The organism is Sulfurospirillum diekertiae (assembly GCF_002309535.1).
Classification (GTDB): domain Bacteria; phylum Campylobacterota; class Campylobacteria; order Campylobacterales; family Sulfurospirillaceae; genus Sulfurospirillum; species Sulfurospirillum diekertiae.
The window spans coordinates 900,899-926,956 of sequence record NZ_CP023275.1 but is presented as its reverse complement, the minus strand read 5'-3'; the positions used below and the strand labels follow the sequence as shown (position 1 = coordinate 926,956).

Here is a 26,058-nt window from a genome sequence, read left to right as displayed (position 1 = left end):
TTTGATTTGCTTTTTCTTCTCTCTTTTTCTATAATTTTCGTATCTAAAAAAAACAAGAGGATACGAACATGAGCGTTTTATCATTTATCGGTGGGGTATTAGGATTAGGATTCATTTGGTTCTTAGTGGAGAAGTTTGATGGGTATGTGTATAGAACCTATCGTTATCAGTTCTTTGATTGGAGTAACTATCTTCTCATTGGTTTATGTGATGGATTACTCTACTTTGGGATTCAATGGTTTCTAAGTGCACAAAGCAGTGGTGGAGATATTCTCAATGGTATCTTACTCATAAGCTTTGGAGTGATAGGTCTTTGTTGGATTATCTATCACAATTGTAAAAAGAGCTCTTGGACAATAGGACTCCTTGGTTCTTTGTTTCAAATAGGCATTCTCTCAGCACTTGCGGTTGTTGGTGCGATTATTGTATTAGGACTGTTGGCTCTGTTCTCTGAAACCAAACCAACCTATTGCATTAACAATCACAATTAAGTAAGGAGAAAAGAGCTATGTCATCCTATATTCTTCTGAAACATAACAAAGAAATGAATACAACCACTACTCAAACATTATCACCTAATGAGGAAGGGGGAGGAATCTCACGGGGGGATTCGAATCTTTTTACCAGTGATCTTCTTATTATGTGCTGTGTCATTGCATGCATTGCCACAGCACTGTATCTTTGGATTAGACCTCTGTGTTTAGAGATCAAGAGGATTGAGCAAAAACTCTTTGCACGAGATGTTGCAGAGGAAGTCTATAAAAAGATGAAGGATGAGCAATGAATCAACATACCAATTACACTTATGTACTGATTGCGTGTTTAATGATGATGCTCATGCTAAAGCTTCCTGTGATGTTTCATCCAAAGAGTTTTAGAGTCAGTGTTGCTTTAAAAACCTATGGCTTAGGATTTATGGTTCTTGGAATACTTATCCTGCTCTATCTTGCAGTGTTAAGTTAGAGGAGTATGTCATGATACATCGTAATGGAATGACACTTCCTTCTCCAAGAAAGAGAGAAACAGCGAAATATGGTTATTCACTCTTTTTACTCTTAGGGGCTTATCTTCTTTATCATAAAGGAATAAGTAACACAGAACTTGCTTTTTTAGGACTATTGGTTCTCTTTGCCCTCCTCGCTGGATTGATTGACTATTTTAGTCAGTCAACTTTGTTTCAGCAGTGGCTGAATCGTTGGTTTTAGGAGATGCGATGAAACAACAATCATATACCTATAGCCCTAATGGACAACACATGATGAAGATCCGAAGTCTAAGAAGCAAACATTTGGCGTTTATGCCTTTTTCAGCAGCTTATGTTCAAAGAGCTTCTCTGTTTCAAGCCGTTCGTCTTTATGTTAAAAGGCTCCGTCATGGCTAAAAAGCAACCTATGGAGCAGAAGATGGAGAAGCTTACGAAGAAGATTAAAGCAAGTAGTGAGTTTCGTTTGGATGAATCGAAGCTTTCGTTAAAAGCACAAACACTCTTAGAGGAGCTAAGCCAAGAGCTGCATCTTCCTAAAGAGGTGATTGCCAAGATTGCATTTGAGGCGTATACACTCTTTGGGAAGAAGAAGGATTGATCTATGAAACGTATACAGATCATTATGAGTCTCAAAGAGAGACAAGAGATGCAACGTACTGCCAAGATACTCAAGTGTGGTGTATCTGCATTAATGCATAAAGCATTAATCCATTTTAGCCGTAGTTATCATACCCATAGGTGGAAGAATCCACAGCTTAGAAGATATAAGAGAGTGCACAAAGTTTAGCATCAACAATTAGCGTAAATTAAAAGGAGTCATTTTATGGGAATTGAGATCAGTGAATACTTGCCATAGGTTTAGCTGTCAGACGAAGTGTTAAAATGTACAGATATTTTTTAAGCTATATCTATCATTTAGACTTCTACCAAAGCGATACATGTCCAAAAGTGCACTTCGTTTGACAAGAATGCCACAAGGTCGTATTTTAACTTCTATTTGGGGTTTTGAGGATATCTATATAGAAAGAGTTGAAGAAATTTTGGTGAAAAAGATTTATTACCGAGCGCATAGAGGTAATACAAGAGATATCTTTGATATGCAGTAAGAGTCTCAAAGATACCAGATTTCTTTCAAGCATGCATTTCATCTGAAGCTTTATCCCAAGAGCATATTGAGACATTTAAAAATACACTTGTTACTATTGCTGGCAATGAAGATTTAATGGCAATTTATCAGAATGAAATTGCTTTAATGGAGTCAGCAAAAGAATATTTAGATTTTGCAAACCATTGACCTAAAATCATATTAGATTGCTTGTAGCATACACCCACTCATTTTATACAAAAACTTCTAGAGTATATAGCGTTAAATAATTTTTTCTACACTTCCGGTTGTAGCGACCGATAAATCGTTGAATACAATCTGCACTTTTATAGCATTGCATCGTGCTTGATAAGGTAACCCCTTATCCCCTTTTTAAACGAAGGTTAGCGTTTTTTATGCAGCTCGTGTGCATAAAAAGTGGGCGAATGCTCAATGCATTACAACCCATAGCTAAGTAAGCTATATAACAAGAATCTCTAAATTAGAAGATGGTGAAAGTATAGCACCAAAAAAAGATGCTCTTGCATTTTTACCCGTTTTGGTATGAAGAGAAAAGAGCAGTTTGAAGTGTTGAAAAGTACCACTCTATCGATCTTTTAAAAAACAGTATACGTTGAATTTAATTTTTGAATTCAACGGCTAAATTCAACGATTTTTTCAACGTTTTGTATTTCATTTCAAAACAAAAACGAATAGTAGTATCTCAATTAAAAAAAGGATACTACTATGAAACCAATTTCTTCTAAACAGTTGTTGCATTTTTATGCCAGAATGCCAGAGCCTCTCCAGCAGGAAGCGCTAGAAAAAACATTTGAACGTTTTTACACCCTGAAAAGTAGAAACACTGAAGGTCTTAATCGTTCAATGCTTTACCATCAAGCATTGCTGTTTGTTCTTGAAAACTATTATGATACGTTAACGATTGGTTCAGTTAAAAAGAACTCTAGAGAACTTGATAGCCTGAATGAAAAAAACAAACTGCAACTAAAAATGTTCGATAAATCTAAAAAAAGAAGTCCCCAAAAACGCTCCAAACTGCTTGATCAATATGCACCCCTTATTTATCAGTTAAAAGAGGAAAATGGACAAAGCTATTCTCAGATTTGTCACTACCTCGCAAAATCAAAGAAATTAAAAGTTGATAGAACGTATATCTGCAAAATCTATCCAAAAATAAAACAAAAGGTTGAAGATCTTAAGGCTATCTCTTTGCAAGAAAACAGCATTTTTTAAAAGTCCATCATTGCAAAACGAATAGTATCTATAAAGCATTATGTTTTATACCAAATTTTAATTATCTTAAAAGGAGTTAGTATGTCTAGTGTTAAGATCCCTCTTATTCATGAGTTGTATCTGGAAGCAGAAAGAATTGAAATTCCAGAAAATAGAATTATCCCTACAGAGGTTAGTAATTACGGCAAAGTGTTAAAGGCTCAATTGCTTGTAAAATCTCGAGATCATTTTATTCTTGAGGCCATTTCTTGGGGAAACACACGCCTTGTAAGTGGCTTTTTTATCCACCATTTTCATGAAATTATCATTGCTTACGTACACAATCGTCTGCGCAGTGAACAAGAGCATCTCATTTTAAATAAAAAAGAAGGCTATGGTGTAAAACTTTACTATGGAAAGATAAAAGAGCATGATCTTTTGATGGAAGTATATGATTTAAAAACTAATAGCTTTGTCTTTACGCAGAGTTTCTCCAAACTAGAATGTTGCATCATCGTAAGGGTTCTGAATAACTATCTACATAAAGGTGAGATCAAAGAGGAAGATTATTTTCCAGGCGATGTTAAATGCAATTATAGTGGCAAGAGTTTTACACTGAGGATACCAGAATGAGAGGCTCAATACATTATCAAACAGGAGAACTCGCCAAAGTTCTCTTTTCTCCAGGAATGTCAAAACGTGAGCAAAAATCTACAGGTTTTATAGCAAATACTGAAACACTTAAAACATACAGAGAAGTTTGGAACGAACTCGGGATATATGCCAAAGAAAATTTTGCACTCAAAGACCTACAAAAGTTGAATGAGAAGCATATCGTACACTATATGTATTTTAAAGCGTATCAGCATATTAGCGAACAGCGCCTAGAACTCATATCGAGCGCGTTAGGAAAATTAGAGACAGCCTTGCGTAAGCTCAATGCAAAATATTTCCTTGAAAGCTCACATGATGGTGCAATCCACGATAGAGAGTATGATTTTTCAATTCGTCATGAAATTCTTGATGAAGCACGTAAGAATCTACTGGTAGTAGAAACAAGTGATGAGCCAACCTTTTGCAGAGCCTATACTGATCCACAAGCTCTTATTGACACAATCACAGATCCTATCTACAAACTTGCTGCAAAAATTCAGTATGAAAGTGGAGCAAGATTAGAAGGAATTGAGCGTATTGATCCTTTTCTTAGCATCAAAACACAAAAGCTACACGATAATCGACTTGGCGATATTATTGACTATATACGAATAGATGATGTAGTTTGTAAAGTAGAACAACTGCAAGGAATAGAATACGATAGTTTAGAAGCCATGCAAAAAGGCCGTATATTTGACATAGAAAAAGGTGGAAAACCTGGAATCTTACTTGTGCATGTTGATACCTATCAACAATTAAAAGCTCATTTATTAAAAAATGATGTTTTTTGCATCGATGTTAACAAATATAGAGCGGCTCTTAAAGAGGCTGCGCAAATCACCAATCAAGAGTATCAAGGCAGTCATGGCTTTAGATGGAACTTTGCTAGGGAACGTTTTACAAATATTCAAGTGATTGGAGGATTAACCTATGATCAAGCATTGCAGCAAGTAAGTTGGGAGATGAAACATGAACGGGCGAGTATTACGGAGCATTACCTTCGGTAATGCTCGATTGTCACTAAATTTGAATATTAATTTGTAAGTGCCTTGATATGAGCTTCTTTCAAAAAAGGTAAAAGTGACCCAGCGATTTTTGGGGCATTGGTTAAAATTAAAAAACATCCAATATCATCTAATTTTTCAATAGCTTTCAGTAAATTCTCCTTATCAAGATATACATATTGAATATGATCCTTGATTGTAATGATATGCTTTTCGACGATTTTTTTAAGCGTTTCTTTTGCATTATCTACGGTAATCTCATTTAATTGAGATTCTTGTAATGTACGTAAGAGAATAAAAATAGCACCTATACGATCTCTATGTCCATAAACCATTTGTTTCCAAAACGATTTTTCAGCTCCTAAATCTCTAAATAAAGGCGTTATTTTCTTTTGAATATATGCGCCTACTAAAGCATTATAGATGTCTTCGTTATTCAATTCATCGTATAACAATTCACAATTTTCAAAACTTTTAATAATAAAATTATTCTTAGCAAACATATCGCCTCGACCTAACAATAACCAATCAGTAGATACGCCAAATTGTCCCATCAACTTTTGCAGAAAAGAAGAAGGGATATTGGGTGAAGTCCCTTGTTCATAGGCTTGAATAGTACGTGCAGGCATATCTAATGCCTCTCCAAAGTCTTTTTGAGACTTAAATCCGAGAGCTTTTCGGAGTGTAATTAGTCGTTCATTCATGTTGCTATCCCAAAAATTAGTTGTTAATACGATCATTATATCAAAATGAAGATATAAAATAAACATATTATTGTTATTTTGTTTATATTTACGAATAAAACAATGAAAAAAGAGATTAAAATCAAAATTAAACGATAAAAGGTACTATATTTTAGTTCTAAAAATAAATTAAAACGTAATTATAATTAAAATTAAACATATTATAGTTTTAAATATATTACAAAATAGACAAATATAAACAAAATAAAGATTATAATTGACAATACATCATAGAAAACGATAGTATTTCAGCATGACTTATTTAGGAAGGGAGGAAAAATACAAACTAGGTTTAAAAAAGAGTTGATTGTGAGACAACGTTAACGGAAAGTTAAATATATTATATTATTATAAAAGGAGACAACGATGAGTTTCAGCGGCCCAATCAGTCATCTCCCTTCTCCCGCAGGAGGGGATAATTTTAGCCAAAAATTGCTAAAAACACTACTTTATATGGATTATGATCAATTAAGTACATGGATACAACATGTGAGTTGTGGCAAATATTATTTATTTCGACCAAAATGTACTAATATTGTAGATAGAGAAGTATGTCTTGAGCGATCGGCTCATATGGTTTTGTATAAAGCTCTTATCATACCTATGCACAAAATGCGAAAAAATGGCAGAGACAAAAAATTACTTTACGCTTTGAAAAAAGATGATTTGTCACGAATAGCTTCAATTCTTGCCAGCTCTGTACGTACATACTGGCAGGATAGGAAATATATGATTCATGCGTTGAGTAAATCATATAGAGATCAAAACATTATCAATCAATAATTGAGCCCATAATGTTAACATTCAAACAAACAAAAAATCTCAAAGAAATTTTTGATCTAAGTGATGATTATTTTACAAAACGTATGGGCAAAGAATTAGTGGAAGGCATTCATTATCTGGTTCCACCTTCTTCTAGTAAGACAAAAAAAGCAATTCTCTGGGATATAAATGCACTAATTAATTGGATGAAAGGCCATCAAGTTGATCAAGAACTTGATGAGCTTTTATCTCGCGCGCAAAAACGATAAAATAACTATGTTATTTGTCAGTACTTCAAAATCCTCTTTTGTAAATCAAGGAGGAAAAATATGGAAGATATAAGAGCGATTATCTTAAATCGCTCAAATCGTAAATTTTGGTACATACGCTATTTTATAACAACTAAAGATGGTACTGTATCAAAGATAGAGGAAAGCACAGGTGTAAAAAAAGTAGAAAAAACACTTGCCTACATGCAAACTAGATTTCTGCCTGCATGGATAGCTCGAAAGTTTGAAGCGAGGAAGGTAACAAAAATTCAATCTAAAGAATTTAGTTATTTTGCAAAAATCTTCTTAAAAGATTACGAAAAATGGCATGATTATCAGAATATTGAGTATCGTGTGAATCGCATTCTTACAGAATTTGGGGAAAAAAGCATTGCTAGTATAACCAAGCTAGAAATTAAACAATTTCTAAATTCTTTAAAAAATACACAAACAAAAAATGAGATATCAAAAAACACTAAAAACAAATACCTCCGTGTATTTCATGGTGTTTTTGAGATTGCTGTTGATGGCGAGGCAATTGATCGAAATTTCACCTATGAAATCAAACTAAAAGAAGTGGTAAAAAGAGATCTTGATGTGGTCAAGCCATTTTCACCTTATGAGGTTAATACGCTTCTTAAAGAGGCTCAAAATACTGAATATGGATTATACCTATATGATTATTTAGGTATAGCTTTTAATCAAGGTATGTCACCTAGCGAGATTATTGGACTTCAAATTGGAGATATTGATCTTGTAAAACGTTCAATTACAATTCGTCGAGATATCACAAAAGGTAAGATCAAAGAAACAAAGACTGTCTATAGAGATCGTACTATACCTCTCTTTGATGCTTCAATGGCTCATTTTGAAAATCTTATACGGGAAGCTAAGAGAAAAACTTCTCTTTGGCTATTTTCTGGAATAGATGGTAAAAATTTTGAAGATATCAAAGATATTAGAGGAAATAGGATTCTTGTTAAAGATGGAAAAGTTCTGAGACAAAACACTAAGTGGTATAAGCTTCTAGTAGACTGTGGCATCGAATATAGAGGGATTAAAAATTGTAGGCATACATTTGCAGTTGCTGCACTTGAGAGTAAAGCATTTACTCCTCAGCAAATTGCAAACATCTTAGGTCATGGTAGTCTTAAAATGCTCCTAGAGCATTATGCGAAATGGCTCAAAGATAAAGCAATGTACGCAAGTACAAGTATTAATCTATTTGAAAATGCGTACAGTAAACATGGATAAGTTGAAATTACTTGGTGACACTATGAGTGACACTAACATTTAAAAAGCTTTTCAGAAGTTTTGATTGTTAGCAACAATCGCTTGATTTAGGGTTTTCAGAATGGTGTCAAGAGAGGGACTCGAACCCTCGACCTCCGGCTTATGAGAGAAGAAGTCTATCAAATATTTAAATACCTATCATTACACTAACCCCTTAAATACGATATTTATATTTCATTTGAATTCCTATTATGCTATAATTAATTCATAAAAGAGTATGTCCCTACAGTATGTCCCAAAAAAGGAGTTTAAATGGCAGTAGATAGAAGCCAATTTGTGAACATTGTAGACAAAGGGTTAAGAGCAAATAGTGATTTCACTAAATTCTATATAAATTTCAAAAAAAACAATAAGCTAAAACAAATTGCTTTAGACTTTACATCTAGGGATTGGGACAAAAGAACAAGAATATCTATGGCAAAAAAATGCCTTGCTGAGGAATATGAAAAAGATATAGGTTTAAAAGTTAGCTTTACAGAGAATAGCCCTTTAAATGTAGTAGCAGATATTTATTTTGAGACTGTATGCAATGGCAAGGCTGATTGGACGAATGAAAGATTAAATGCTTACAATCTTTATTGTCGCAAAGGTATAGGCAAAAAGAAAATTAAAGATATAAAAATCCTTGACATTGATAGGCTACGCAAAGAAATGGAGACAAAAGGACACTCAAAACAAACTGCTAATGGATGTAGCCCAAGAACAATTAAAAAAGTTCTTATGCAATCACTTAAGCCAGTTTTACAATATGCGATAGACAACAAAGTAATTAGTGATATGCCTAAAATTAATATCCCAAAGCAAAATCGCCAAAAAAAGATTGTTAGTGATGCCGGTACAAAATTAGCACTCCTCTATAAAACGATTTTTGCGCTTTATGAAGATGATGCTTTTTATCGTGCTCTATTTCTCTTTGCCCTTTATGGTAGAAGATGGAATGAAATTAGAACTCTGAAATGGACAGATATAAACTTCTTAGATAATACATATACCATTAGAGCTGATAATAATAAAATAAGCATTGACCAAACTTATGATTTACCCACTCCAATTGCAGAAGCTTTATCACATATCAAAAGCCACAGTGGTTTAGTTTTTGAATCACCGATAACAAATAAGGAACTCTTTACCCCTAAAAAACAACTTGCAAAGATAAAAGAAGCATCACAAATTAAAGAACTTACCATGCATTATTTTAGGCATATATTAGTTTCTGCAATGGGCGAAAGCGGTGTTGCCGGAACAGTCCTTAGCGCTTCATTGGGGCATACCAATTTGGATACCGTCAATCAATTTTATCTATCCGCTAACCATAAAAAATCATCTGCTACAGCAAACAAGGCGATTGAAGAGTTGTTGTCATGAGTATAGACGAACTATTGAAAGAGATTAATGAAGACATTTTTGCACACGGAGCAGGACAATTATCCATAATGGAGCTCTCTGAAATTGGAGCAATACACCAAACTATTGATGCTTTAGGTCAAAATGGGATAACCAAGGATACTTATGGCACAAAAGTCAAGCAATATAGCAATTTCGTCAGTAGAGCATGGCAGGAGTATGGCATAGAAATCAGTGACACATGTCCTTTTGATGACCCAACTAATCTATGGGGCAAGATACAAAAAATACTGGTAAACGCTGGATTGAGCAAGGAGCAGATGACAAAGTTTTACAGCTCAACAGGAATACGCAAACGAGCTCCAAAACAAAAGGATAGTGTTAATAGTATATTCCTTTCACTACCCGATGATGTTATAGTCCCAACCGAGAAAGACTATCAAGAGTGGTACGATATGGGGCAGGAAGAACAAGACAAGATTATAGGCATCACACCAAAAGAAAGAGCCAAAATGCGCGATTATGAAGAAGCGGCAGAAGAATATCTCAGACAACGATTAAAGCACAAAAAATCTATACAAAAACTACGATACAACCCTACTAAATAGCATACATCTTATCCCTTATTTTCTCAAGGGATAAGCTCTTTTCCAACTCCAAAAAAACCATTACAATTTCATCATCAATAGGAGACAAACGAGCTCAACACCTTGTTTCCGCTGATTACTAGGAATCGATTTCTAAATTTATCATAAGGGGCACAAAATGTCATTAAGTTTAGAACAAAAAAGATGGTTAACACCTGAAGAGTTGGAAGTAGAATATGGCTTCTCAAAATCAGCACAAGCAAAAATGAGAATGGCTAACACTAGCTCAACATTACCTTTTTCAAAGATAGGAGGAAAATATATAAGGTACGACCGAAATTTAATTGATTGTTGGTTAGAAAAACATCAAATACAAGGATAATAATATGCATAGTAATATATATGAAAATACTGAAGCAGAATCGCTGGCAAAAGCTTCTGCTTCAGTCACAACGATGGCGAACAAAGTTGATACTGATATTGTATCTAATTTAAACCAAACGAAAAAACATGGGACTCTGTTTTGTGATGTACGGGCTAAGACCATATCGCATACGATTGAAATCATTATGCCAATCAAACTTAATGATACTTTTTTTAAAGACTATGCTCTAAGCAGAGATGGCGATTTGTTTGTAGTTGATAATAACGGAAACTTTTCTCTAGTCGAAGTTATTACAGGTAAAAATTCCTCAAATCCAACCCAAGTACAGGTTGATAAACAGAAAAGAAGTCTGTCAAATATTTATGCAGACACCTTTAATATTTCAAAACCTGAGGCTAGTAGAATTATTAGAAACAAGCACTCAAGTTGCTTTCAACCAAGGACATACAGGTTGAAAACACAGATATGCAATGAGTAAGCCTACTATCAAAAGTATTTTAGCACCATATGTAGTCACACTAGAGGCGTTTACGCCTCTTTGTGATACTCCATTTAGGCTAAATGCTTTGAATGGTATATATGGCTTAGCTAAAGTTGGAAAAACAACTTTTGTTTTAGAGATGCTAAACTCTCTTTTAAAACCTCATGACTATCAAATCCACTGGCTTGATGGCGATAGAAATGGAGAACTAATGGGGAAGTATCCAAACATAAGCCATCTTCCACTTGGCAGGCGAGCTGAAGCTATCCAAAGTCTAATTGATAAAACCATTGATTTGACAAATCATATTTTGATTATTGATAGTTTTAAAAATTTTACCTTTGGATATAGCACTGACGATAATGCAGGTTGTCAAAGTATTTTTGATATGTATCAAAAGCTACTAGACAAAGGTGCAACTTTAATAGTTATCTTTCATGCTACTAAGCTAAGGGAGAACGGAACGCTTGTTGGCATCAAAGTTAAAGGTAATGAGGATGTTATTGAATCCAATATGGATTTTTTATTCAAGTTTGAGAGAACGGATACATATTCCAAATTAATAGTACAGTGCTCAAGAGATAGAATGGTGCAAGCAGGCAATGAGTTTACATACACCGATAAATCATGGCTTGAAAGTGAAATCCGAAGTATTGTTGTGAAAGAACCGAATATTAGCCTTAGAGACCTCAAAAAGATATCAGGCATGTCCGGTCTTGAAAGTGAAATTGATTCGCTTAAAGGAATAGTCTTTTTTATAGAGTCGGTAAAAGCTACAGGTGGTGGCAGACCAAAAGATATTGTAAGGCTTATTGAACCAAAAAAAGAAGTTTTAGTTTCGCCGTAGAGAGCATAACTTCTATGACGAAATGTGGAAGACCTAAACTTGGGGGTTTTAAAGCATTTAGTTTCGTCATATGTACTGTACGGCGAAATCTCTTCATGACGAAACCTACCTTATTACATTGCCTATAAAATGGCACTTTGTGAGGGCACTGGTTTCGTCATAGAGGTTTCGTCTCTATATATAGTATATTTATTTTAAGACAAAACCCATAACCATTTGGCTTTGGCATCCCCGCACTACGCTTACGCTTCGCTTGGATGCCGCGCCTACGGTAATTAGTTATTTTTTATTATCAAAAATATTAAATCTAATTCTTTCACTCATATCCCATTTGTTAGAAAAATAATAATCACTTTCACTCATACTAAAACTTTTCTCTTCTTTCTTCAAATAAGCAATAACCTCTTTAGCATCATATGTAAAAAGCTGATATGGCTTTTCCGTAAATGCTATTACAACAAGCTTCCCTGACATCGGGATGCCACAACCATCCTTGTAAGTATTTAAACTGAGAATATCTGACGCTATAGTTGTCGTATTACAAGCTTTTATAAATTCTTCAGCAGTGTGTAGTGTGTTGCCTTTTGTATTGGCTATTTCTCTAGGAAAGTCAAATGCAAAATAAGAGTATCCATATTTTAAACTAACTTCAGCGGCACTTTGAAGAGCAAGTATATTACGACTATTTGCTGGACTTTCAGGAAATCTTCTTTTCTCTACAATACTAAGGACAAAGGTACTGCTTCCTTTATACTCATAGTCCTTTAATTCATCACAAACCACAGATGCAGACAATCCGCTAATATTACATACTTGCAGTGGCATTGACTGACTTTTGTAATCACTTGGTATTTGTAATACTTTAACATTTTCCATACATCCTGTAAAGAAAAATACCAAAACCAAAGATAACAACTTAATTGATAAGCTCATGTTCATGTCCTTTTAGAAAATTTTATTATGTATAATTCTCATGCCGTAACCACAAGGAGCAGAGCGATAGCGATGCGACGCTGTGATTCAATATGAATATTAAATTTTAAGCACCTCTAACAATTTTTTATCAATAACACCTGTTGTGCTAAGTCCATTTTGTTTTTGAAAAGAAATAATTGCTGCACGAGTTTTTGAACCAAAAATTCCATCTGGTAATCCCGTATCGAAACCAAACTGGTTTAGCTTCTCTTGAACAGAATAACATTCAATCTTACTTGTGAAGCTAGCTATACCTTCTTTCTTAATACTGGTTTTTCTTTTTTCTATTTCAACTTTTGTTTGTTCTAAATCAACAATAAATGATTTTGCGTTACAGAGAGAATTTTTATTTTTTATTAATGTATTAAATATTTCTAAATCAGGGTTTGGAAATTGATTACCATATTTTTCACGAATAGCTTCAATTCTTATGTTTTCGGCTTGACACCAACGAGTTTCAGCAAGAGACATAATCTCATTTTCATTCTTCAAAGTTGGTTTTTTTTCGATATATTCTACTTCTTTATTATTAACATTATTGTCATTAACTTTTAATCCACCCTTATTATAATAACCCGTAACCTTATCAGACTGAAAATAAACTATGCCTTCTGGATATGCCCATTCATTGTTATTTAAAATATTTTTTGGTGTACCTTGTAGTTTTTCAACAAGACTTCTTGAAGAACCAATACTAAAATAATTTTGGCTTATAGATTCAGAAGATACTTTTATGGTCTCTTGTTTTAGTTTATTATCTATTTCTGAATTTGACTGTTTTTGATAATCAGTTGTACCAATTTTCTTATCTAAAGATTCTTTACTGTTAGTTGAAATAATCAATATCGCAAAAAAAAGAGCAATCAATATCGCAATTATCCAAGATTTCATTACGCTAGACCATTCAATTGGAGTTTTTTTTGCGTTATTAAATTCGTTTAATTTTGTTTGTAATTTTTCTATTTCACTTTCTCGTAAATCATCATTATAGATTGGATTTATTTCACAGAGAGGTTCGCTTTTCTCATTTTTTTCTTGATTCAAATATTTTGTATCTTCTTGAAGAAGTTTTTTGCTTTCTATGAAGGCGTTGTCAATTTTACTGTGAATATTTTCAGGAGGTAAATCTATAACTATATTTTCATCATATTTCTGATATTTTTTTGTCATTCCATCCAAAAGTCCATAACCAAGAGCTCCACTAAACAAACCGAAACTCATTATGAAATTAAATGGCAATAAAAAACCTGTGGGGAAAAAAATTAACATTAGAATTACCCCAAGAACAGACCCAATTAAAAAACCAAGCCAAGCTATTTCAACTGATACAGCTATAGCAAAAATTAATATCCCCCATAAAATAGCGAGTAAGAACTTTATTTTGTCAAACATACAAATATTCCTATCAATTTTATTTTCTCATCATATAATTATTGTCAGTCTAAGATGATAATGCTATTGCAATATGTATGAAGCTATCCTTAATATAAAGAGAAATCTTTTCAAAAATACATCACGCAGTTTTTGTAGGCATATACTCCTATGTCACAAAACATAAGTTTCCCCACCCCTCTAGGTCTCATCCATAAAAAGAATTACTTACCATCAATATATCTGTCTAGTGTGATGAAATTAAATCACAAGGAGTTCCAATGTTTACTATTATCACGCTTTTAGTAGCAACACCTGTTCTATTGGTTTTATACATGTTTGGCTCAAAGCCAACACAAGGAAGAATCGAGAAGATTTATGACAACAGTGCTAATCGAATCTTAGATGATTTGGAGGCAAGAGTAAAGGGAGAGTAATATCTCCTTCTACACTTAAACGCTCAAGGATAGTACATCTCTTTAGTTACTTTACTGATAATTGATATCATATTACTTTAAGCAAATAAGCGTATAATTGCTTTGCAATTAATTTGAAATATCCTCCCTCAACATAAAACCTTACCCTCTACAATCAACCTCTTATTGAAAAACCATTTATATTTATCATGAGTAATATTTTAGCTAGTGTGATGAAGAGAAATTTATTTTCTCTATCTCATCATAGGAGCGTATGCTATGCATGCACAAGATTTAGCGTTGATACCAAAACAGTATCAGAATATGACCTTACAGAAGTATTTGGATGAGCTGTTTGGGTGGTATGAGAAGTTTGAACCAAAAGTTGTAGCAGGTGTTGGAGCACCTACTACGGATACACATTCAAGTATATTTGAACACAGTTTAGCCAAGTATGGCTTAGGACTTAATGATTTATCTTTCAATGAAATCATTCAAGATGATGTTGTTACCATCTTGCAAAGAAGAGGCATTGAACCAATCAACAACAGTACCTATTGTGGCTTAGGGGGTGTCGTATGAAACTCTTAACCAAAGAGCTTGAAGCCAAACTACCACCACTGTATTCTCAAGATGGCAGAGGTGATGAAGCCATAGCCTTAGTGAAGTTCTTTACGCCAGATTCGTCTTGGACATGGTATGCCACAGAGTATGACGCAAAGGAGCGTATATTCTTTGGTTTGGTAGATGGCTTTGAAATGGAACTAGGCTATTTTAGTTTAGATGAACTGCAAAGTATCAAAGGCTCACTTGGTTTAAGCGTTGAGCGAGATATCTATTTCTCTCCCACCAAACTATCAACATTAATGCAAAGGAATACCCTATGAAAACCATTCGCTATCAGTTAGAAAAAGACATCGAGAGTGCCAATGCAAACAATGTCGATTGGCTTAAAATGAGGTTTAAAGAAGTGTTGGAGTCCGATAAGGACTTCACCCGTAAATGTGATTATCTAGGGCTTAGTATCGCTTCCATTGATGATAGGCTACAGAGTATTGACGAAGAGGTAAAAGAGCTTAGAGCCCTCAAAGATGTGCTTAAAAGTGCCAAAGAAATATCGCTTACACTTGGTGCTCAGATATTTTCTGACTATGGTATTTCAAGACTAGAGGGAACAAGAATTAGCTCTATTACCATCACTAATCCAATACCTTCATCTAAACTCAAACTCACTGTCATTAACGATAAACCACTCATTGAAGCAGGATTTTATAAAAAGGTTATCGATACAGATGCCTTACTAGAATCTTATAAGACGGGCGATTATGTGGAATTGATAAGTCAGTATTGCACCATCGAGATGATAAAAGAATCTCAAGCCAAGAAACTGAAAATCAATAAGCGCAGAACCACTATAACAGACCTAGATGATACGCTACTGGAGGTAGCCTAATGGGAAAAGTAAGTGAACACTATCGCGAACAACAAGAAAAGGCTCAAGCAGAGATTTTAGAAATCGATTACAAAACAGGAGAGATTATTCTCTCCGCCGATGCAAAAGATACAGAGCTTATCAAGACCACCAAAGTTAAAGCGTTTAACTTATTGGCTCGAACAGACTTTGTCCAAATCAACGGTGTGTGGGAAGCCAAGAGAGATGCTTTAATTAAAATACTCTCAAGCTTACCACTAAGCTACAGTTGGCATATTAAAGAAGCAGAAATGACAACAGCTTATTCAAAAATACTAGGTGTACTCACTATCACTACTGGTTCACTCTCAAGGCAATCAGAATCGTTTGGTATTTGTGAGCTTAGTGAGCTCAAGGGAAATGGTGGCATGCACTTTATGAATGCAAGGGCAGAGACAAGAGCACTTAAGCGAGCGATTGAAACTTTGTTTGGTTCAGTTATAAACTACTTTGTAGTGACTTACATGGATAAAGCAGCGTAACGATTTCATAAGCCATTGGAAACTCTCCAGTGGCTCTACAATCAATAACAAAATCAAAAAGGATACCTAATGCTAGAAATATTTATAACAGACCTTAGTGCCTACAACAATGGCTTTCTGATTGGCAAATGGATCAATTTGCCACTTGGAAATCAAGAACTCACTTATGCTATTTGGGAGATATTGCAAGAAGGAGAATATGCTTGTAAGTCCGACTCAACCCATGAAGAAATATTTATCACTGATTATTCATGGAAAGGTATTAGCGTTATGGAAGTGGGTGAGTACGATAATGTTTTTGACCCTAATGATGATATTATAAAATTATCGGAACTGAGTGTTACTCAACAAAAAGCAGTGGCATTTCTCCTCGGTGAACAGTTTACCTATGATATGGAAGATGCTATTGGAAAAGCAGATGATGTGATTATTCATGAGAACCAAACGCTTGAGGATGTGGCGTATGAATTACTTCAAGAGTGTTATGAAGGGGACAAGCTTCCTCCTATTATTGCTAATCATATTGATTATGAAGGAGTGGCGAGGGAGCTAGATTATGATGGGAATTACTTTGAAGTGGATGGGGATGTGTTTGAGTATTGTGGGTAAAATAGAATAGCAGACAAATATTTTAGTCTTGTCTGCTTCGTTTGCAAAATTACTTTTAACCTTTAAAGTAATTTTGTGTTATCATTAAATTTCGCCTGTTAATTAACATGTATAGGCTATTTTTATTCATACCTTACCTTAAAATTTGGAGCTCTGATGTCCACATTATCTTTTAACCAGTCTTTTTATAGCAATGGAGTTGACTTAAGCCAAAGTAATAGTTTTGGATTTGGTGAGAATAGTGGTTGGGATGAAACAACTTTAATAGGTCAAAACTCAACACAAGTTCATGTAAAGTTAACTAAATCAAATGATGCATCTGTTTATTTAGATTTGACAGTTGATAAAGCTGATTATTCAATAATAAGATATGTACCTTTTGGCTACGATGCTGCATTTGGAGCTTTTCAAAGTATATTTACTTATGAAAATGCTTCTTCCGCAAAATTCACAATTTATGACCATGATGCATATATTAGTGCTAATAACTATAGTGGATTCATACAAGACGCATTAAGTCAAGCTGATGTCATTTATGGAACTAATTACAACGATAAGCTTTATGGCTACAATGGAAACGACACAATAATAGGTAATTATGGAAATGATATCCTTGATGGAGGCAATGGTAATGATACTCTTAATGGAGGCAATGGTAATGATATTTGCGTATTTCATGGTGCAAAAAATTCATATTCAATTCTCAAAACTAGCTCAGGATTTACAATAAATGGCATAGAGGGGAATGATACATTGTTCGATATTGAAATACTTCAGTTTAATGATGTATCTATTTCATACAGCACAACAGGTATCGAGGCTCAAGCTTACAGACTATATCAAGCTGCATTTGATAGAACGCCAGATAAAGCAGGACTTGGGTATTGGATAAGCGCTATGAACAGTGGAACATCTTTACAAAATGTAGCTAGTTCATTTTTGGCAAGTACAGAATTTCAAAGTATGTATGGCACTAATGCATCTAATAGCACATTTGTAACACTTCTATACAACAACATACTAAATAGAGCTCCTGATGATGGAGGTATGAATTACTGGCTAAACGAACTAAGCCAAAATGATATTAGTCATAGAGCTGGTGTACTAGCCTCTTTTAGTGAGAGTGCTGAGAATCAAGCAAATGTAATTTCACTAATTGGCAATGGCATTGAATATACAATGTGGGTTAACTAAAATAGAATTAAGCAAAATAGTTTGTCCTTTGAGCAAGGAAAAGAGTTTTTAGCATGTAGTGCTTTTGCATCAATAGGATGTACTTATACTATTGATATAATTCTTTGTACAGCCTGCAGGGAAGGGAAAATGTATTTTGTTGAAAATGATAAAAAATACCATTGTAGCAATAAAGCATGTACTAATACACAAAAAGCTTGTCCTAAGTGTGGTGGCTTTTTAGTTAAACGAAATCGCAAAAGTGATGGTGGAGAATTTTTAGGCTGTTCTAATTTTTCAAAAAAAGAATATAAATGCAAATATACAGAAAACATCAGAATTGAATTTCCATAAATGTGGGGTCATTCCAAGTAGTTTAAATATATTTTTTGCAATACTATACCCAACCCAATACTGCAAGAAAAAATCTCAAAAGTATGTCCCAAAGTATGTCCCGAACAAAGCTTAAAGATTTTTATTAGTTGATTATTTGATTAAAACATCGTATTTTAGGGGTTTAGGAGTGGTGTCAAGAGAGGGACTCGAACCCTCGACCTCCGGCTTATGAGACCAGCGCTCTAACCAGCTGAGCTACCTTGACATGGTTAAAAGAGGTTGGCATTATATAGTCATCAAACTTATACTTTGGTTAATTATAGCCCCATTCTAAGAACATGCAAAAAATTAAAAAACATTGAGTATATAGGACTAAACGTTAAGCTCTTTTTTCTTGACTTTTTTACTATATTTGTGTAAAATTTTGTCACTCAAAACAAACGAGTGCTAAAAATTTTAGTTAAAAGGACATACAAATGACTTTCAAACCATTAGGAAAAAGAGTGCTTCTTGAAAGAATCGAAGAAGCGACTACCACTGCTTCTGGTATTATCATCCCTGACAATGCTAAGGAAAAACCTCTAAGCGGTATTGTTAGAGCGATAAGTCCAAAAATTGCAGAGAAAGGTCTTGTTTCAGTTGGTGATAAAGTAGTATTTGCTAAATATGCTGGTACTGAGCTTACCATAGATGGTAAAACATACCTTGTAATGAACATTGACGACCTTTTAGGCGTTTTATAATCAATCACTAGACAAAGGAAATAAACATGGCAAAAGATATTCTATTTTCAGATACTGCACGTAATGCACTCTATGAAGGTGTTAAAAAACTTAATGATGCTGTAAAAGTTACAATGGGACCACGTGGTCGCAATGTTCTCATTCAAAAAAGCTTTGGCGCTCCAAGCATTACAAAAGATGGTGTTTCTGTGGCAAAAGAAGTTGAGCTTAAAGATACGATTGAAAATATGGGCGCACAACTGGTCAAAGAAGTTGCTTCTAAAACGGCTGATCAAGCAGGTGATGGTACAACGACTGCAACGGTTTTAGCACATGCTATTTTTAAAGAAGGTCTTAGAAATATCACTGCAGGTGCAAACCCAGTTGAAGTCAAACGTGGTATGGACAAAGCGGCTGAAGCGATCATCGCTGAGCTTAAAAAAATGGCAAAAGCTGTTAAAGACAAAAAAGAGATCGCACAAGTTGCAACGATTTCTGCCAACTCTGACACAGTTATCGGTGAATTGATCGCTGAAGCTATGGAAAAAGTGGGCAAAGACGGCGTTATTACCGTTGAAGAAGCCAAAGGTATCCAAGACGAGTTAGACGTTGTTGAGGGTATGCAGTTTGACCGTGGTTACCTCTCTCCTTATTTTGTTACCAACCCAGAGAAAATGCAAACCGTTTTAGAGCATCCATTTATTTTATTGTTTGACAAAAAAGTTTCTAACCTTAAAGACCTTCTCCCAGTCCTTGAGCAAGTTCAAAAAACAGGTAAACCACTTCTGATCATCGCTGAAGACATTGACGGTGAAGCGTTGGCAACTCTCGTTGTTAACAAACTAAGAGGTGTTTTAAATATTGCTGCGGTTAAAGCTCCAGGTTTTGGTGATCGAAGAAAAGCAATGCTTGAAGACATTGCGATTATCAGTGGTGGTGAAGTCATCAGTGAAGAGCTAGGACGCACACTTGAGGCGGCTACATTAGCAGATCTTGGTCAAGCAGCGCGCATTGTGATCGATAAAGACAACACAACCATCGTCAATGGCAATGGTGAAAAAGCTCGCATTGACGCTCGTGTTGGACAAATCAAAGCGCAAATTGCGGAAACCAGTAGTGATTATGATAAAGAAAAACTCCAAGAGCGTTTAGCAAAACTCAGCGGCGGTGTTGCGGTCATTAAAGTGGGTGCTTCAACGGAGACAGAGATGAAAGAGAAAAAAGACCGTGTCGATGATGCACTCTCAGCAACCAAAGCAGCGGTTGAAGAAGGTATCGTCGTGGGTGGTGGTTCTGCATTCTTACTTGCAAACGCCAAAATCAAACTGAACCTCAGTGGTGATGAAGCCATCGGCGCTGACATCGTTACACGTGCTCTTAAAGCACCTTTGAAACAAATTGCTGAAAATGCAGGCTTTGATGCTGGCGTTGTGGCAAATAACGTTCTTGTCAGCAACAAAGCAAACTATGGCTTTAATGCAGCAACAGGCGAGTATGTTGATATGTTTGAAGCAGGTATTGTTGATCCTGTTAAAGTTTCACGTATTGCGCTTCAAAACGCAGTTTCTGTCGCAAGTCTACTCTTGACAACAGAAGCTACGATTACCAATGCGAAAGAGGACAAAGCTCCTGCAATGCCAGATATGAGTGGCATGGGCGGAATGGGAGGCATGGGCGGAATGATGTAATTCATTCCCTCCTGCTTTACATGTAAAGTCATTTCGGTGACTTTACGCTTTATCATACCATGAAAAAATCCACTTTCCTTCTCATCATTTTATCTCATTCCCTTTTCGCAGCAGATTCGCTTATGGATGCTCTCTTAGATGGCAATCTTACCCATAAAATTAGCTCTAATTACAAAGAAGGTGATGAAGAGGAAGAGACACCCTTTTCGAGCACCAAAACACAAAAAATTCTTTTTCATTATCAAACAGCTCCGATTGGGGGATTAAAATTGGAAGTTGCTACCCAATCCTTTGCCACAGAAACACATCAAACTAGTACCGATAATACGATCTACTACACAGAAGCTCTTTACCATGGAAATACCGAAGATATTGGGTATAAACTGAGTGCTAACTATTATGCTGACACCTACCGTCAAAGTTTGATGCAAGGTGGTTTTGAAACAACCAACGCATTTGGAACCAAAGCGCAAATGAATTATGAGAATTTTGGGAGCTATATCGCCTACTCTAAAGTGTTGAGTGGTGCTCGCGGTGCCAACGGTGACCTAGAGGGGAAAGACCACCTTTTGCCAACCTCTTCAGTGCTCAGCTCCAACAATTACACACCCAATACCGCTGCCTATGCTGTTGATGTCAACTATTCGCCTCGAAAAGACATTACGCTAGGTTCTCGCTATGTTATCGCCAATGAGGTGCAAACAAATCTTTCCTACACGGGTATTTACAGCAACTTTCAACTTAATGAAATTGCCAAAGGACTCAACCTTGGTTTGTCGTACGATAAAACAGGGATTGATAAGCAGAGTGACCAGTTTAGTATTAACATTAAAAGTAAGTTTTAGTGTCCACGCCCCAATAGTTCTGATGCTTCCATCACGACCATAAATGCCTCGTTATCCACTTTTTGAATCAATTCTTTAAGCGTTGGAATTTTATGATTTTCCACCACCAAAAAGATCATACGTTTATTTTCATGCGCATAGATACCATCACCTTCCACAATGGTGCCATTTTTGCCTAAATGCAGTACGATCTCTGCACAGAGCTCTTCGATTTTTGTGGAGACGATATGAACTACTTTTTTAGAAGGGCCACGCGTTAAAAACATGTCGATACTTTTAGCACTAATATAAATACTCACCATACTCCAAAGGGCTAGGTCTATATTTTGGGAGATCAATGCAATAGAGAGAATAATCAGCATATCGATAAAAAACATCACCGATGAGGCTTTGATACTCGTTTTGGATGCCACAATTTTAGCAATGATAGTCGATCCACCTGCTGAAGCATGGCCACTTAAAATAAATCCTAAGCCAATACCCACCGCAATACCACCAAAGATAGCCGCCAAAATCACATCATGGCTGAGAGCACTTACATGTAAATACTCTACCATGAAGTCAATACACAAAGAGGTAAACCCAATGGCAATGATACTTCGAACCGTAAAGTGTTTGCCAAAATATTTGGTGCCTAAGAACAACAGTGGTACGTTAATCGCCACCATCAACACACCTACTGGGAGTTGAAAAATATAGTGCCCCAAAAGCGCCATACCCGATGTTCCACCCGTTACTAACGCATTGGGAATAAATAAAGAGACTACGCCAAAGCTCAAAAAAAGTGAGCCTAAAAAGATATAACTGTAATTTTTAAATTCTGATTTCACAAAAACTGCCTTACAAATAAAAAGTGGCGGTATTCTAGCGTTCGCAGGCTTCAAGAACAATAGGGTCGATTTGAGGAAGCGAAGTAAAAAACTCATTTAAAGGGGTACATCGCTCATCAAAGCAGAGTTCATACTCTTTGGTAAAAGGTGAATGGGCAAGTCTAAGTTCTTTTTGGGGTGGAACATGAGGCGTGTAGTGCCAAGCACCTTCTTTGAAGATAGAATCTAGCGGTGGTTCCATCCCTGCCCCACTTCCACGGATACTTGCAGAGATTACATGTAAAGAGTTTCCTTCTATTCTCCACTGCTCTTCCCAACGAATCTTCTCAACGGAATGCATCCATGCAAGGGTAAAAGAGTTCAGGAACAGTGTCACCGTAACTGCTCCTGAACTCATACATAAAGCCATCATCGTTTACGATTTTTCCACCAATTCCATGCAATAAATAGGAATCCTAACGCAAATCCAGCTTCATCCGTTGCAGGGAGTGCCGCTACCAAGAGCGCCGCCGTACATGCGGCTATCACACGCTCATACACATGCAGAGGTGACCACAGATATCCAATCGCCGCGCAACCCCAAAGATAAATCGCCAGCAAAGCTTTGATAACAATATACACCACAGCCATAATCGTTGGATCACCTTGAAGCATTAAAGCAGGATCATACACCGCCATAAACGGCACAACAAACCCTGCAATGGCTATTTGTGTTGCTTTAAAGCCAATTTTCATAGCAGAAGCTTTCGCAATGGAAGCAGCGGCAAAAGCGGCAAGGGCGACGGGAGGGGTAAGGTCTGCCATAATACCAAAGTAAAAGACAAACATATGACTGACGATAAGAGGAACACCCAGTTTTAAAAGTGCGGGTGCCGCGATAGAACTGGTGATAATGTAGTTAGGAATGGTTGGAATGCCCATACCTAGGATCAAACACGCCACCATCGTTAAAAGCAATGAAAGAAAGAGGCTTTTTTCTCCAATTTCAAGAATAAACCCTGCAAAGTTTGATGCAGCACCCGTAAGGGTTAAAACACCGATGATGACACCGACAATTGCACAAGCGATTCCCACGCCCAATGCTTGTTTTGCACCATCAACCAGTGCCGTTTTCATGGTACGAAGCGTATCACGCCCCCCTTGAACCACAAAGTTAAGGACAACCAAAAGAGCAATCACACCTAAAACTGGAACAATGCCCCATTGTAAAAAGGTTGATGCTCCAAGGGCAATGGCGATCCAAAAGACATAACGCAATGCAACTTGAGAAATGCGGGCGGCAAGAGCCGCGCCTAAGATTAACACCGAAGTGAGTGTCAAGCCCATCATACCTGCAAACATCGGTGTAAAACCATGAAAAAGCATATAAACCAATGCTGCCAAAGGTAGCGCTAAATACCAGCTTGCTTTGAGTTCTTTCCAAGGATTTGGGCATTGATCGGCAGGAATTCCTAAAAGCTTTAAACGTCCTGCTTCAAGATGAACCATCCAAAAAGCGGTAAAATAATACAACATAGCAGGAATAATCGCCGCCATAACAATGTCCGAATATGCTACATTCAACGTCTCTGCCATAATAAAGGCAACTGCACCCATAACCGGAGGCATAATCTGTCCACCCATGGAGGAAGTCGCTTCAACCGCACCCGAAAAAACGGAGCTATAGCCAAAGCGCTTCATCAATGGAATTGTAAATTGCCCTACGGTTAAGACGTTGGCAACACCTGAGCCTGAAATGGTCCCCATAAGTCCAGAAGAGATAACGGCAACCTTTGCAGGTCCTCCTTGTGCGCGACCTACGAGTCCAAGAGCAAGCGCATTAAAAAGACGAATCATGCCCGCATTTTCCAAAAATGTGCCAAAAAGAATGAACAAAAAGATATAGGTAGCAGAAACCAATGTAGGTGTCCCTAAAATGCCATCGCTTCCAAGGTAGAGTTGACTCACAATTTGATCAAAACCAAATCCACGGTGTGCAATGGAAAGAGGCAAATACTGCCCAAAAAATCCATATGCCAAAAAAAGTCCACACACCAGCGTTAAAGCAAACCCCACTACACGGCGTGCCGCTTCAAATACCAACAGTGAAGCGAGTGTTGCAACGACGAGATCGGCGGTTGTCGGATCGCCTGAACGCTCAATGAGGTCTGCTTCAAAAACCAAATGGTAAAAACCAAGCGCAAACCCAAGAAGTGCGAGTAAAAGGTCATACCAAGGGATACTTTTTTGTGTACGTCCCTTTGAAGTAGCGGGATAAAGCATAAAGATAAGAAACATCAAAAAGCTTACATGTAAAGCTCTAATAATCAAACTCGAAAACGGATGAAATGCTGCAACAGATATCTGATAGGCAGAAAATGTGAGCGCACCAAACATCACTAGCCGTGATGCCCAGCCTATAAGTTGGCGTTGGTGACCGTGCTCTTCAAAATCGGAAGTATCTTCGTGAACTTCTTCGGTTACTAAGGCAGACATACTGATTCCTTCAACAATTTTTATTTAATAATTTCCATCTCTTTGTAGTATTTCTCAGCACCGGGATGCAAAGGTGCAGGAGGATTTTTAGCCGCATTCGCAAGACTAATTCCTTTAGCTGCGGCATGTGCTGCTACCATCTGGTCTAAGTTTTCAAACATTGTTTTTGTCATGGTATAAACCGTTTTTTCAGACACCCCTGAATGAGTTACAAGGAAATTTTGAACAGAAATAGTTTGAACATCGCTTGTTTGACCTTCATAGGTATTGGCGGGAATAATGCCTACTTGATATGCAGGATCGTCAATTTTTTTTACGATCTCTTCAGGAATACTCAAAAAGACGACTTTTTGTGAAGTTGCAAGATCACGAAGGGCTGCAACACCCGCACCTGATGAGAGTAAAGTGACATCCAGTTGTCTGTTTTTCATAAGTTCTACAGACTCAGCATAGGAGAGGTACTCAACTTTAGAAAAATCTTCGTATTTAATCCCTGCAGCTTCTAAAATCTTTTTAGAATTTAATGCGGTACCTGATTTTGGTGCACCCACAGAGATACGTTTTCCTTTAATGTCTGCAAACGATTTAATACCCGAATCGGCTGCTGCAACAAAGTGAATGTAGTTAGGATATAAAGCACTAATAGTACGAAGTTTAGAAAGGGGAGCTTTAAAACCAGCATCGGCATCACCTTTGTACGCATCCGAAAAAGAGTCGCCTAAAGAGATCGCAACTTCACCGCGCCCTGCTTGAAGGAGATTGAGGTTTTCAACACTGGCTTTTGTCGCTTGAACCGCTGTTTTAGAATCGGGAATTGCTTTAGCATACATTTGCGAAAGCGCAACACCGAGGGGATAGTAAATACCGCTTGTTCCACCCGTCAAAACGTTGATAAACTCTGCCCCATAGAGAGATGCCCCAAGACACACCGCTGCTGCACTTACTAAAAGTGATCTTCTCATTGATGACTCCTTATGAAATTTTAATATTACAA

The 26,058-nt window shown here is 36.4% G+C and carries 37 protein-coding genes and 1 tRNA gene; 30 read left to right on the top strand and 8 right to left on the bottom strand.

Annotated elements, in window-relative coordinates; translation table 11 throughout:
* Positions 1-68 precede the first annotated feature (68 nt).
* From SJPD1_RS04735 to SJPD1_RS04695, 11 genes are all read left to right on the top strand, one after another.
* Positions 69-491: a hypothetical protein gene (locus SJPD1_RS04735; RefSeq protein WP_096046202.1), complete on the top strand. Its 423-nt coding sequence runs from the start codon at positions 69-71 to the stop codon at positions 489-491.
* 17 nt (positions 492-508) lie between these two features.
* Positions 509-784 carry a hypothetical protein gene (locus tag SJPD1_RS04730; protein WP_096046201.1) on the top strand — a complete coding sequence of 92 codons (276 nt, stop codon included), beginning with the start codon at positions 509-511 and terminating at the stop codon, positions 782-784.
* Positions 781-963, top strand: coding sequence for a hypothetical protein (locus tag SJPD1_RS04725; protein ID WP_096046200.1), 183 nt, complete (start codon positions 781-783; stop codon positions 961-963). Before SJPD1_RS04730 ends, SJPD1_RS04725 begins: the two co-directional genes overlap by 4 nt.
* 11 nt (positions 964-974) lie before the next feature.
* Positions 975-1,205 (top strand): hypothetical protein, encoded by a 231-nt coding sequence (locus SJPD1_RS04720; RefSeq protein ID WP_096046199.1) that lies wholly within the window; start codon positions 975-977, stop codon positions 1,203-1,205.
* Between the two features lie 8 nt (positions 1,206-1,213).
* The gene (locus tag SJPD1_RS14510) at positions 1,214-1,381 is read left to right on the top strand and encodes a hypothetical protein (protein ID WP_168171322.1); all 168 of its coding nucleotides are present in this window, start codon (positions 1,214-1,216) and stop codon (positions 1,379-1,381) included.
* Positions 1,374-1,583, top strand: a complete 210-nt coding sequence (locus tag SJPD1_RS04715; RefSeq protein WP_096046198.1) for a hypothetical protein — start codon at positions 1,374-1,376, stop codon at positions 1,581-1,583. Before SJPD1_RS14510 ends, SJPD1_RS04715 begins: the two co-directional genes overlap by 8 nt.
* 3 nt (positions 1,584-1,586) lie before the next feature.
* Positions 1,587-1,772 carry a hypothetical protein gene (locus SJPD1_RS04710; protein WP_096046197.1) on the top strand — a complete coding sequence of 62 codons (186 nt, stop codon included), beginning with the start codon at positions 1,587-1,589 and terminating at the stop codon, positions 1,770-1,772.
* Between the two features lie 151 nt (positions 1,773-1,923).
* Positions 1,924-2,091: a hypothetical protein gene (locus tag SJPD1_RS14505; RefSeq protein WP_168171321.1), complete on the top strand. Its 168-nt coding sequence runs from the start codon at positions 1,924-1,926 to the stop codon at positions 2,089-2,091.
* Between the two features lie 725 nt (positions 2,092-2,816).
* Complete coding sequence (locus tag SJPD1_RS04705) at positions 2,817-3,323, top strand: hypothetical protein (protein WP_096046196.1); 507 nt, start codon at positions 2,817-2,819, stop codon at positions 3,321-3,323.
* Between the two features lie 81 nt (positions 3,324-3,404).
* The gene (locus SJPD1_RS04700) at positions 3,405-3,935 is read left to right on the top strand and encodes a hypothetical protein (RefSeq protein ID WP_096046195.1); all 531 of its coding nucleotides are present in this window, start codon (positions 3,405-3,407) and stop codon (positions 3,933-3,935) included.
* Positions 3,932-4,963: a hypothetical protein gene (locus SJPD1_RS04695; RefSeq protein ID WP_096046194.1), complete on the top strand. Its 1,032-nt coding sequence runs from the start codon at positions 3,932-3,934 to the stop codon at positions 4,961-4,963. Before SJPD1_RS04700 ends, SJPD1_RS04695 begins: the two co-directional genes overlap by 4 nt.
* 26 nt (positions 4,964-4,989) lie before the next feature.
* Here SJPD1_RS04695 and SJPD1_RS04690 read toward each other — a convergent pair whose 3' ends face one another.
* Positions 4,990-5,664, bottom strand: a complete 675-nt coding sequence (locus SJPD1_RS04690) for a helix-turn-helix domain-containing protein (protein WP_168171320.1) — start codon at positions 5,662-5,664, stop codon at positions 4,990-4,992.
* Between the two features lie 405 nt (positions 5,665-6,069).
* Here SJPD1_RS04690 and SJPD1_RS04685 point away from each other — a divergent pair, with 405 nt between their 5' ends.
* The 8 genes from SJPD1_RS04685 to SJPD1_RS04650 all read left to right on the top strand — a co-directional run bounded on the left by SJPD1_RS04685 (position 6,070) and on the right by SJPD1_RS04650 (position 11,671).
* Positions 6,070-6,486: a hypothetical protein gene (locus tag SJPD1_RS04685; protein WP_096046192.1), complete on the top strand. Its 417-nt coding sequence runs from the start codon at positions 6,070-6,072 to the stop codon at positions 6,484-6,486.
* 11 nt (positions 6,487-6,497) lie between these two features.
* Entirely contained in the window at positions 6,498-6,734 is a 237-nt protein-coding gene (locus SJPD1_RS04680) for a hypothetical protein (RefSeq protein WP_226372247.1), read from the top strand.
* A 60-nt stretch (positions 6,735-6,794) separates the two neighbouring features.
* On the top strand, positions 6,795-7,988 hold the full coding sequence (locus SJPD1_RS04675) for a tyrosine-type recombinase/integrase (RefSeq protein ID WP_096046190.1): 1,194 nt from the start codon (positions 6,795-6,797) through the stop codon (positions 7,986-7,988).
* A 291-nt stretch (positions 7,989-8,279) separates the two neighbouring features.
* A complete protein-coding gene (locus tag SJPD1_RS04670) occupies positions 8,280-9,392 on the top strand; it encodes a tyrosine-type recombinase/integrase (protein ID WP_096046189.1) in 1,113 nt (370 codons plus the stop codon).
* Complete coding sequence (locus tag SJPD1_RS04665; RefSeq protein WP_096046188.1) at positions 9,389-9,979, top strand: hypothetical protein; 591 nt, start codon at positions 9,389-9,391, stop codon at positions 9,977-9,979. Before SJPD1_RS04670 ends, SJPD1_RS04665 begins: the two co-directional genes overlap by 4 nt.
* A gap of 157 nt (positions 9,980-10,136) precedes the next feature.
* Positions 10,137-10,340, top strand: coding sequence for a DNA-binding protein (locus tag SJPD1_RS04660; protein WP_096046187.1), 204 nt, complete (start codon positions 10,137-10,139; stop codon positions 10,338-10,340).
* Between the two features lie 4 nt (positions 10,341-10,344).
* The gene (locus tag SJPD1_RS04655) at positions 10,345-10,821 is read left to right on the top strand and encodes a hypothetical protein (protein ID WP_096046186.1); all 477 of its coding nucleotides are present in this window, start codon (positions 10,345-10,347) and stop codon (positions 10,819-10,821) included.
* Entirely contained in the window at positions 10,814-11,671 is an 858-nt protein-coding gene (locus SJPD1_RS04650) for a hypothetical protein (protein WP_096046185.1), read from the top strand. The genes SJPD1_RS04655 and SJPD1_RS04650 overlap by 8 nt, the downstream gene beginning before the upstream one ends.
* 279 nt (positions 11,672-11,950) lie before the next feature.
* Here SJPD1_RS04650 and SJPD1_RS04645 read toward each other — a convergent pair whose 3' ends face one another.
* Both SJPD1_RS04645 and SJPD1_RS04640 read right to left on the bottom strand, forming a co-directional pair.
* Positions 11,951-12,604 carry a hypothetical protein gene (locus SJPD1_RS04645; protein ID WP_096046184.1) on the bottom strand — a complete coding sequence of 218 codons (654 nt, stop codon included), beginning with the start codon at positions 12,602-12,604 and terminating at the stop codon, positions 11,951-11,953.
* A gap of 99 nt (positions 12,605-12,703) precedes the next feature.
* Positions 12,704-14,038 carry a peptidoglycan-binding protein gene (locus SJPD1_RS04640; RefSeq protein ID WP_096046183.1) on the bottom strand — a complete coding sequence of 445 codons (1,335 nt, stop codon included), beginning with the start codon at positions 14,036-14,038 and terminating at the stop codon, positions 12,704-12,706.
* 260 nt (positions 14,039-14,298) lie between these two features.
* Here SJPD1_RS04640 and SJPD1_RS14500 point away from each other — a divergent pair, with 260 nt between their 5' ends.
* The 8 genes from SJPD1_RS14500 to SJPD1_RS04605 all read left to right on the top strand — a co-directional run bounded on the left by SJPD1_RS14500 (position 14,299) and on the right by SJPD1_RS04605 (position 18,522).
* Positions 14,299-14,454 (top strand): hypothetical protein, encoded by a 156-nt coding sequence (locus SJPD1_RS14500; protein ID WP_167749302.1) that lies wholly within the window; start codon positions 14,299-14,301, stop codon positions 14,452-14,454.
* A 258-nt stretch (positions 14,455-14,712) separates the two neighbouring features.
* Positions 14,713-15,015, top strand: a complete 303-nt coding sequence (locus SJPD1_RS04635) for a hypothetical protein (protein ID WP_096046182.1) — start codon at positions 14,713-14,715, stop codon at positions 15,013-15,015.
* Positions 15,012-15,320, top strand: coding sequence for a DUF2958 domain-containing protein (locus tag SJPD1_RS04630; RefSeq protein ID WP_096046181.1), 309 nt, complete (start codon positions 15,012-15,014; stop codon positions 15,318-15,320). The genes SJPD1_RS04635 and SJPD1_RS04630 overlap by 4 nt, the downstream gene beginning before the upstream one ends.
* On the top strand, positions 15,317-15,886 hold the full coding sequence (locus SJPD1_RS04625; protein WP_096046180.1) for a hypothetical protein: 570 nt from the start codon (positions 15,317-15,319) through the stop codon (positions 15,884-15,886). The genes SJPD1_RS04630 and SJPD1_RS04625 overlap by 4 nt, the downstream gene beginning before the upstream one ends.
* Entirely contained in the window at positions 15,886-16,386 is a 501-nt protein-coding gene (locus tag SJPD1_RS04620; protein ID WP_096046179.1) for a hypothetical protein, read from the top strand. Before SJPD1_RS04625 ends, SJPD1_RS04620 begins: the two co-directional genes overlap by 1 nt.
* Positions 16,387-16,455: 69 nt before the next feature.
* Positions 16,456-16,995 (top strand): antirestriction protein ArdA, encoded by a 540-nt coding sequence (locus SJPD1_RS04615; RefSeq protein WP_096046178.1) that lies wholly within the window; start codon positions 16,456-16,458, stop codon positions 16,993-16,995.
* A gap of 156 nt (positions 16,996-17,151) precedes the next feature.
* Positions 17,152-18,189 (top strand): DUF4214 domain-containing protein, encoded by a 1,038-nt coding sequence (locus tag SJPD1_RS14875; protein ID WP_096046177.1) that lies wholly within the window; start codon positions 17,152-17,154, stop codon positions 18,187-18,189.
* 21 nt (positions 18,190-18,210) lie between these two features.
* Positions 18,211-18,522, top strand: a complete 312-nt coding sequence (locus tag SJPD1_RS04605; RefSeq protein WP_138070102.1) for a topoisomerase DNA-binding C4 zinc finger domain-containing protein — start codon at positions 18,211-18,213, stop codon at positions 18,520-18,522.
* Positions 18,523-18,692: 170 nt separating this feature from the next.
* On the opposite strand, the gene SJPD1_RS04600 is transcribed toward SJPD1_RS04605, so the two are convergent.
* Positions 18,693-18,769, bottom strand: a tRNA-Met gene (locus tag SJPD1_RS04600).
* Between the two features lie 211 nt (positions 18,770-18,980).
* On the opposite strand from SJPD1_RS04600, the gene groES reads away from it, so the two are divergent.
* The 3 genes from groES (at position 18,981) to SJPD1_RS04585 (ending at position 21,759) form a co-directional block, all read left to right on the top strand.
* Positions 18,981-19,247, top strand: a complete 267-nt coding sequence (groES, locus tag SJPD1_RS04595; RefSeq protein ID WP_096046175.1) for a co-chaperone GroES — start codon at positions 18,981-18,983, stop codon at positions 19,245-19,247.
* Between the two features lie 26 nt (positions 19,248-19,273).
* Complete coding sequence (gene groL / locus SJPD1_RS04590) at positions 19,274-20,914, top strand: chaperonin GroEL (RefSeq protein ID WP_096046174.1); 1,641 nt, start codon at positions 19,274-19,276, stop codon at positions 20,912-20,914.
* 122 nt (positions 20,915-21,036) lie between these two features.
* Positions 21,037-21,759, top strand: coding sequence for a hypothetical protein (locus SJPD1_RS04585; protein ID WP_226372246.1), 723 nt, complete (start codon positions 21,037-21,039; stop codon positions 21,757-21,759).
* Here the strand turns inward: SJPD1_RS04585 and SJPD1_RS04580 are convergent.
* Genes SJPD1_RS04580 through SJPD1_RS04565 form a run of 4 tightly spaced genes read right to left on the bottom strand, consistent with a single transcriptional unit; the run spans position 21,756 to position 26,026 of the window.
* The gene (locus SJPD1_RS04580; protein WP_226372245.1) at positions 21,756-22,589 is read right to left on the bottom strand and encodes a YitT family protein; all 834 of its coding nucleotides are present in this window, start codon (positions 22,587-22,589) and stop codon (positions 21,756-21,758) included. The two genes, SJPD1_RS04585 and SJPD1_RS04580, sit on opposite strands and share 4 nt — an antisense overlap.
* A 34-nt stretch (positions 22,590-22,623) precedes the next feature.
* Positions 22,624-22,986 carry a DUF1850 domain-containing protein gene (locus SJPD1_RS04575; RefSeq protein ID WP_168171319.1) on the bottom strand — a complete coding sequence of 121 codons (363 nt, stop codon included), beginning with the start codon at positions 22,984-22,986 and terminating at the stop codon, positions 22,624-22,626.
* An 11-nt stretch (positions 22,987-22,997) separates the two neighbouring features.
* Positions 22,998-25,064, bottom strand: coding sequence for a TRAP transporter permease (locus SJPD1_RS04570; RefSeq protein ID WP_096046170.1), 2,067 nt, complete (start codon positions 25,062-25,064; stop codon positions 22,998-23,000).
* Between the two features lie 20 nt (positions 25,065-25,084).
* Positions 25,085-26,026: a TAXI family TRAP transporter solute-binding subunit gene (locus SJPD1_RS04565; RefSeq protein ID WP_096046169.1), complete on the bottom strand. Its 942-nt coding sequence runs from the start codon at positions 26,024-26,026 to the stop codon at positions 25,085-25,087.
* Positions 26,027-26,058: the final 32 nt, after the last annotated feature.

Excerpts from the sequence above, each read along its gene's own strand:
- SJPD1_RS04655 (WP_096046186.1), top strand. The coding sequence starts at position 10,345 with ATGCATAGTAATATATATGAAAATACTGAAGCAGAATCGCTGGCAAAA.
- SJPD1_RS04635 (WP_096046182.1), top strand. The coding sequence starts at position 14,713 with ATGCATGCACAAGATTTAGCGTTGATACCAAAACAGTATCAGAATATG.
- SJPD1_RS04665 (WP_096046188.1), top strand. The coding sequence starts at position 9,389 with ATGAGTATAGACGAACTATTGAAAGAGATTAATGAAGACATTTTTGCA.
- SJPD1_RS14510 (WP_168171322.1), top strand. The coding sequence starts at position 1,214 with ATGAAACAACAATCATATACCTATAGCCCTAATGGACAACACATGATG.
- SJPD1_RS04660 (WP_096046187.1), top strand. The coding sequence starts at position 10,137 with ATGTCATTAAGTTTAGAACAAAAAAGATGGTTAACACCTGAAGAGTTG.
- SJPD1_RS04715 (WP_096046198.1), top strand. The coding sequence starts at position 1,374 with ATGGCTAAAAAGCAACCTATGGAGCAGAAGATGGAGAAGCTTACGAAG.
- SJPD1_RS04680 (WP_226372247.1), top strand. The coding sequence starts at position 6,498 with ATGTTAACATTCAAACAAACAAAAAATCTCAAAGAAATTTTTGATCTA.
- SJPD1_RS04570 (WP_096046170.1), bottom strand. The coding sequence starts at position 25,064 with ATGTCTGCCTTAGTAACCGAAGAAGTTCACGAAGATACTTCCGATTTT.
- groL (WP_096046174.1), top strand. The coding sequence starts at position 19,274 with ATGGCAAAAGATATTCTATTTTCAGATACTGCACGTAATGCACTCTAT.
- SJPD1_RS14875 (WP_096046177.1), top strand. The coding sequence starts at position 17,152 with ATGTCCACATTATCTTTTAACCAGTCTTTTTATAGCAATGGAGTTGAC.
- SJPD1_RS04720 (WP_096046199.1), top strand. The coding sequence starts at position 975 with ATGATACATCGTAATGGAATGACACTTCCTTCTCCAAGAAAGAGAGAA.
- SJPD1_RS04730 (WP_096046201.1), top strand. The coding sequence starts at position 509 with ATGTCATCCTATATTCTTCTGAAACATAACAAAGAAATGAATACAACC.
- SJPD1_RS04620 (WP_096046179.1), top strand. The coding sequence starts at position 15,886 with ATGGGAAAAGTAAGTGAACACTATCGCGAACAACAAGAAAAGGCTCAA.
- SJPD1_RS04575 (WP_168171319.1), bottom strand. The coding sequence starts at position 22,986 with ATGAGTTCAGGAGCAGTTACGGTGACACTGTTCCTGAACTCTTTTACC.
- SJPD1_RS04630 (WP_096046181.1), top strand. The coding sequence starts at position 15,012 with ATGAAACTCTTAACCAAAGAGCTTGAAGCCAAACTACCACCACTGTAT.
- SJPD1_RS04710 (WP_096046197.1), top strand. The coding sequence starts at position 1,587 with ATGAAACGTATACAGATCATTATGAGTCTCAAAGAGAGACAAGAGATG.
- SJPD1_RS04690 (WP_168171320.1), bottom strand. The coding sequence starts at position 5,664 with ATGAATGAACGACTAATTACACTCCGAAAAGCTCTCGGATTTAAGTCT.
- SJPD1_RS04565 (WP_096046169.1), bottom strand. The coding sequence starts at position 26,026 with ATGAGAAGATCACTTTTAGTAAGTGCAGCAGCGGTGTGTCTTGGGGCA.
- SJPD1_RS04645 (WP_096046184.1), bottom strand. The coding sequence starts at position 12,604 with ATGAGCTTATCAATTAAGTTGTTATCTTTGGTTTTGGTATTTTTCTTT.
- SJPD1_RS14500 (WP_167749302.1), top strand. The coding sequence starts at position 14,299 with ATGTTTACTATTATCACGCTTTTAGTAGCAACACCTGTTCTATTGGTT.
- SJPD1_RS04670 (WP_096046189.1), top strand. The coding sequence starts at position 8,280 with ATGGCAGTAGATAGAAGCCAATTTGTGAACATTGTAGACAAAGGGTTA.
- SJPD1_RS04640 (WP_096046183.1), bottom strand. The coding sequence starts at position 14,038 with ATGTTTGACAAAATAAAGTTCTTACTCGCTATTTTATGGGGGATATTA.
- SJPD1_RS04695 (WP_096046194.1), top strand. The coding sequence starts at position 3,932 with ATGAGAGGCTCAATACATTATCAAACAGGAGAACTCGCCAAAGTTCTC.
- SJPD1_RS14505 (WP_168171321.1), top strand. The coding sequence starts at position 1,924 with ATGTCCAAAAGTGCACTTCGTTTGACAAGAATGCCACAAGGTCGTATT.
- SJPD1_RS04685 (WP_096046192.1), top strand. The coding sequence starts at position 6,070 with ATGAGTTTCAGCGGCCCAATCAGTCATCTCCCTTCTCCCGCAGGAGGG.
- SJPD1_RS04650 (WP_096046185.1), top strand. The coding sequence starts at position 10,814 with ATGAGTAAGCCTACTATCAAAAGTATTTTAGCACCATATGTAGTCACA.
- SJPD1_RS04585 (WP_226372246.1), top strand. The coding sequence starts at position 21,037 with ATGGATGCTCTCTTAGATGGCAATCTTACCCATAAAATTAGCTCTAAT.
- SJPD1_RS04615 (WP_096046178.1), top strand. The coding sequence starts at position 16,456 with ATGCTAGAAATATTTATAACAGACCTTAGTGCCTACAACAATGGCTTT.
- groES (WP_096046175.1), top strand. The coding sequence starts at position 18,981 with ATGACTTTCAAACCATTAGGAAAAAGAGTGCTTCTTGAAAGAATCGAA.
- SJPD1_RS04700 (WP_096046195.1), top strand. The coding sequence starts at position 3,405 with ATGTCTAGTGTTAAGATCCCTCTTATTCATGAGTTGTATCTGGAAGCA.
- SJPD1_RS04705 (WP_096046196.1), top strand. The coding sequence starts at position 2,817 with ATGAAACCAATTTCTTCTAAACAGTTGTTGCATTTTTATGCCAGAATG.
- SJPD1_RS04625 (WP_096046180.1), top strand. The coding sequence starts at position 15,317 with ATGAAAACCATTCGCTATCAGTTAGAAAAAGACATCGAGAGTGCCAAT.
- SJPD1_RS04725 (WP_096046200.1), top strand. The coding sequence starts at position 781 with ATGAATCAACATACCAATTACACTTATGTACTGATTGCGTGTTTAATG.
- SJPD1_RS04675 (WP_096046190.1), top strand. The coding sequence starts at position 6,795 with ATGGAAGATATAAGAGCGATTATCTTAAATCGCTCAAATCGTAAATTT.
- SJPD1_RS04735 (WP_096046202.1), top strand. The coding sequence starts at position 69 with ATGAGCGTTTTATCATTTATCGGTGGGGTATTAGGATTAGGATTCATT.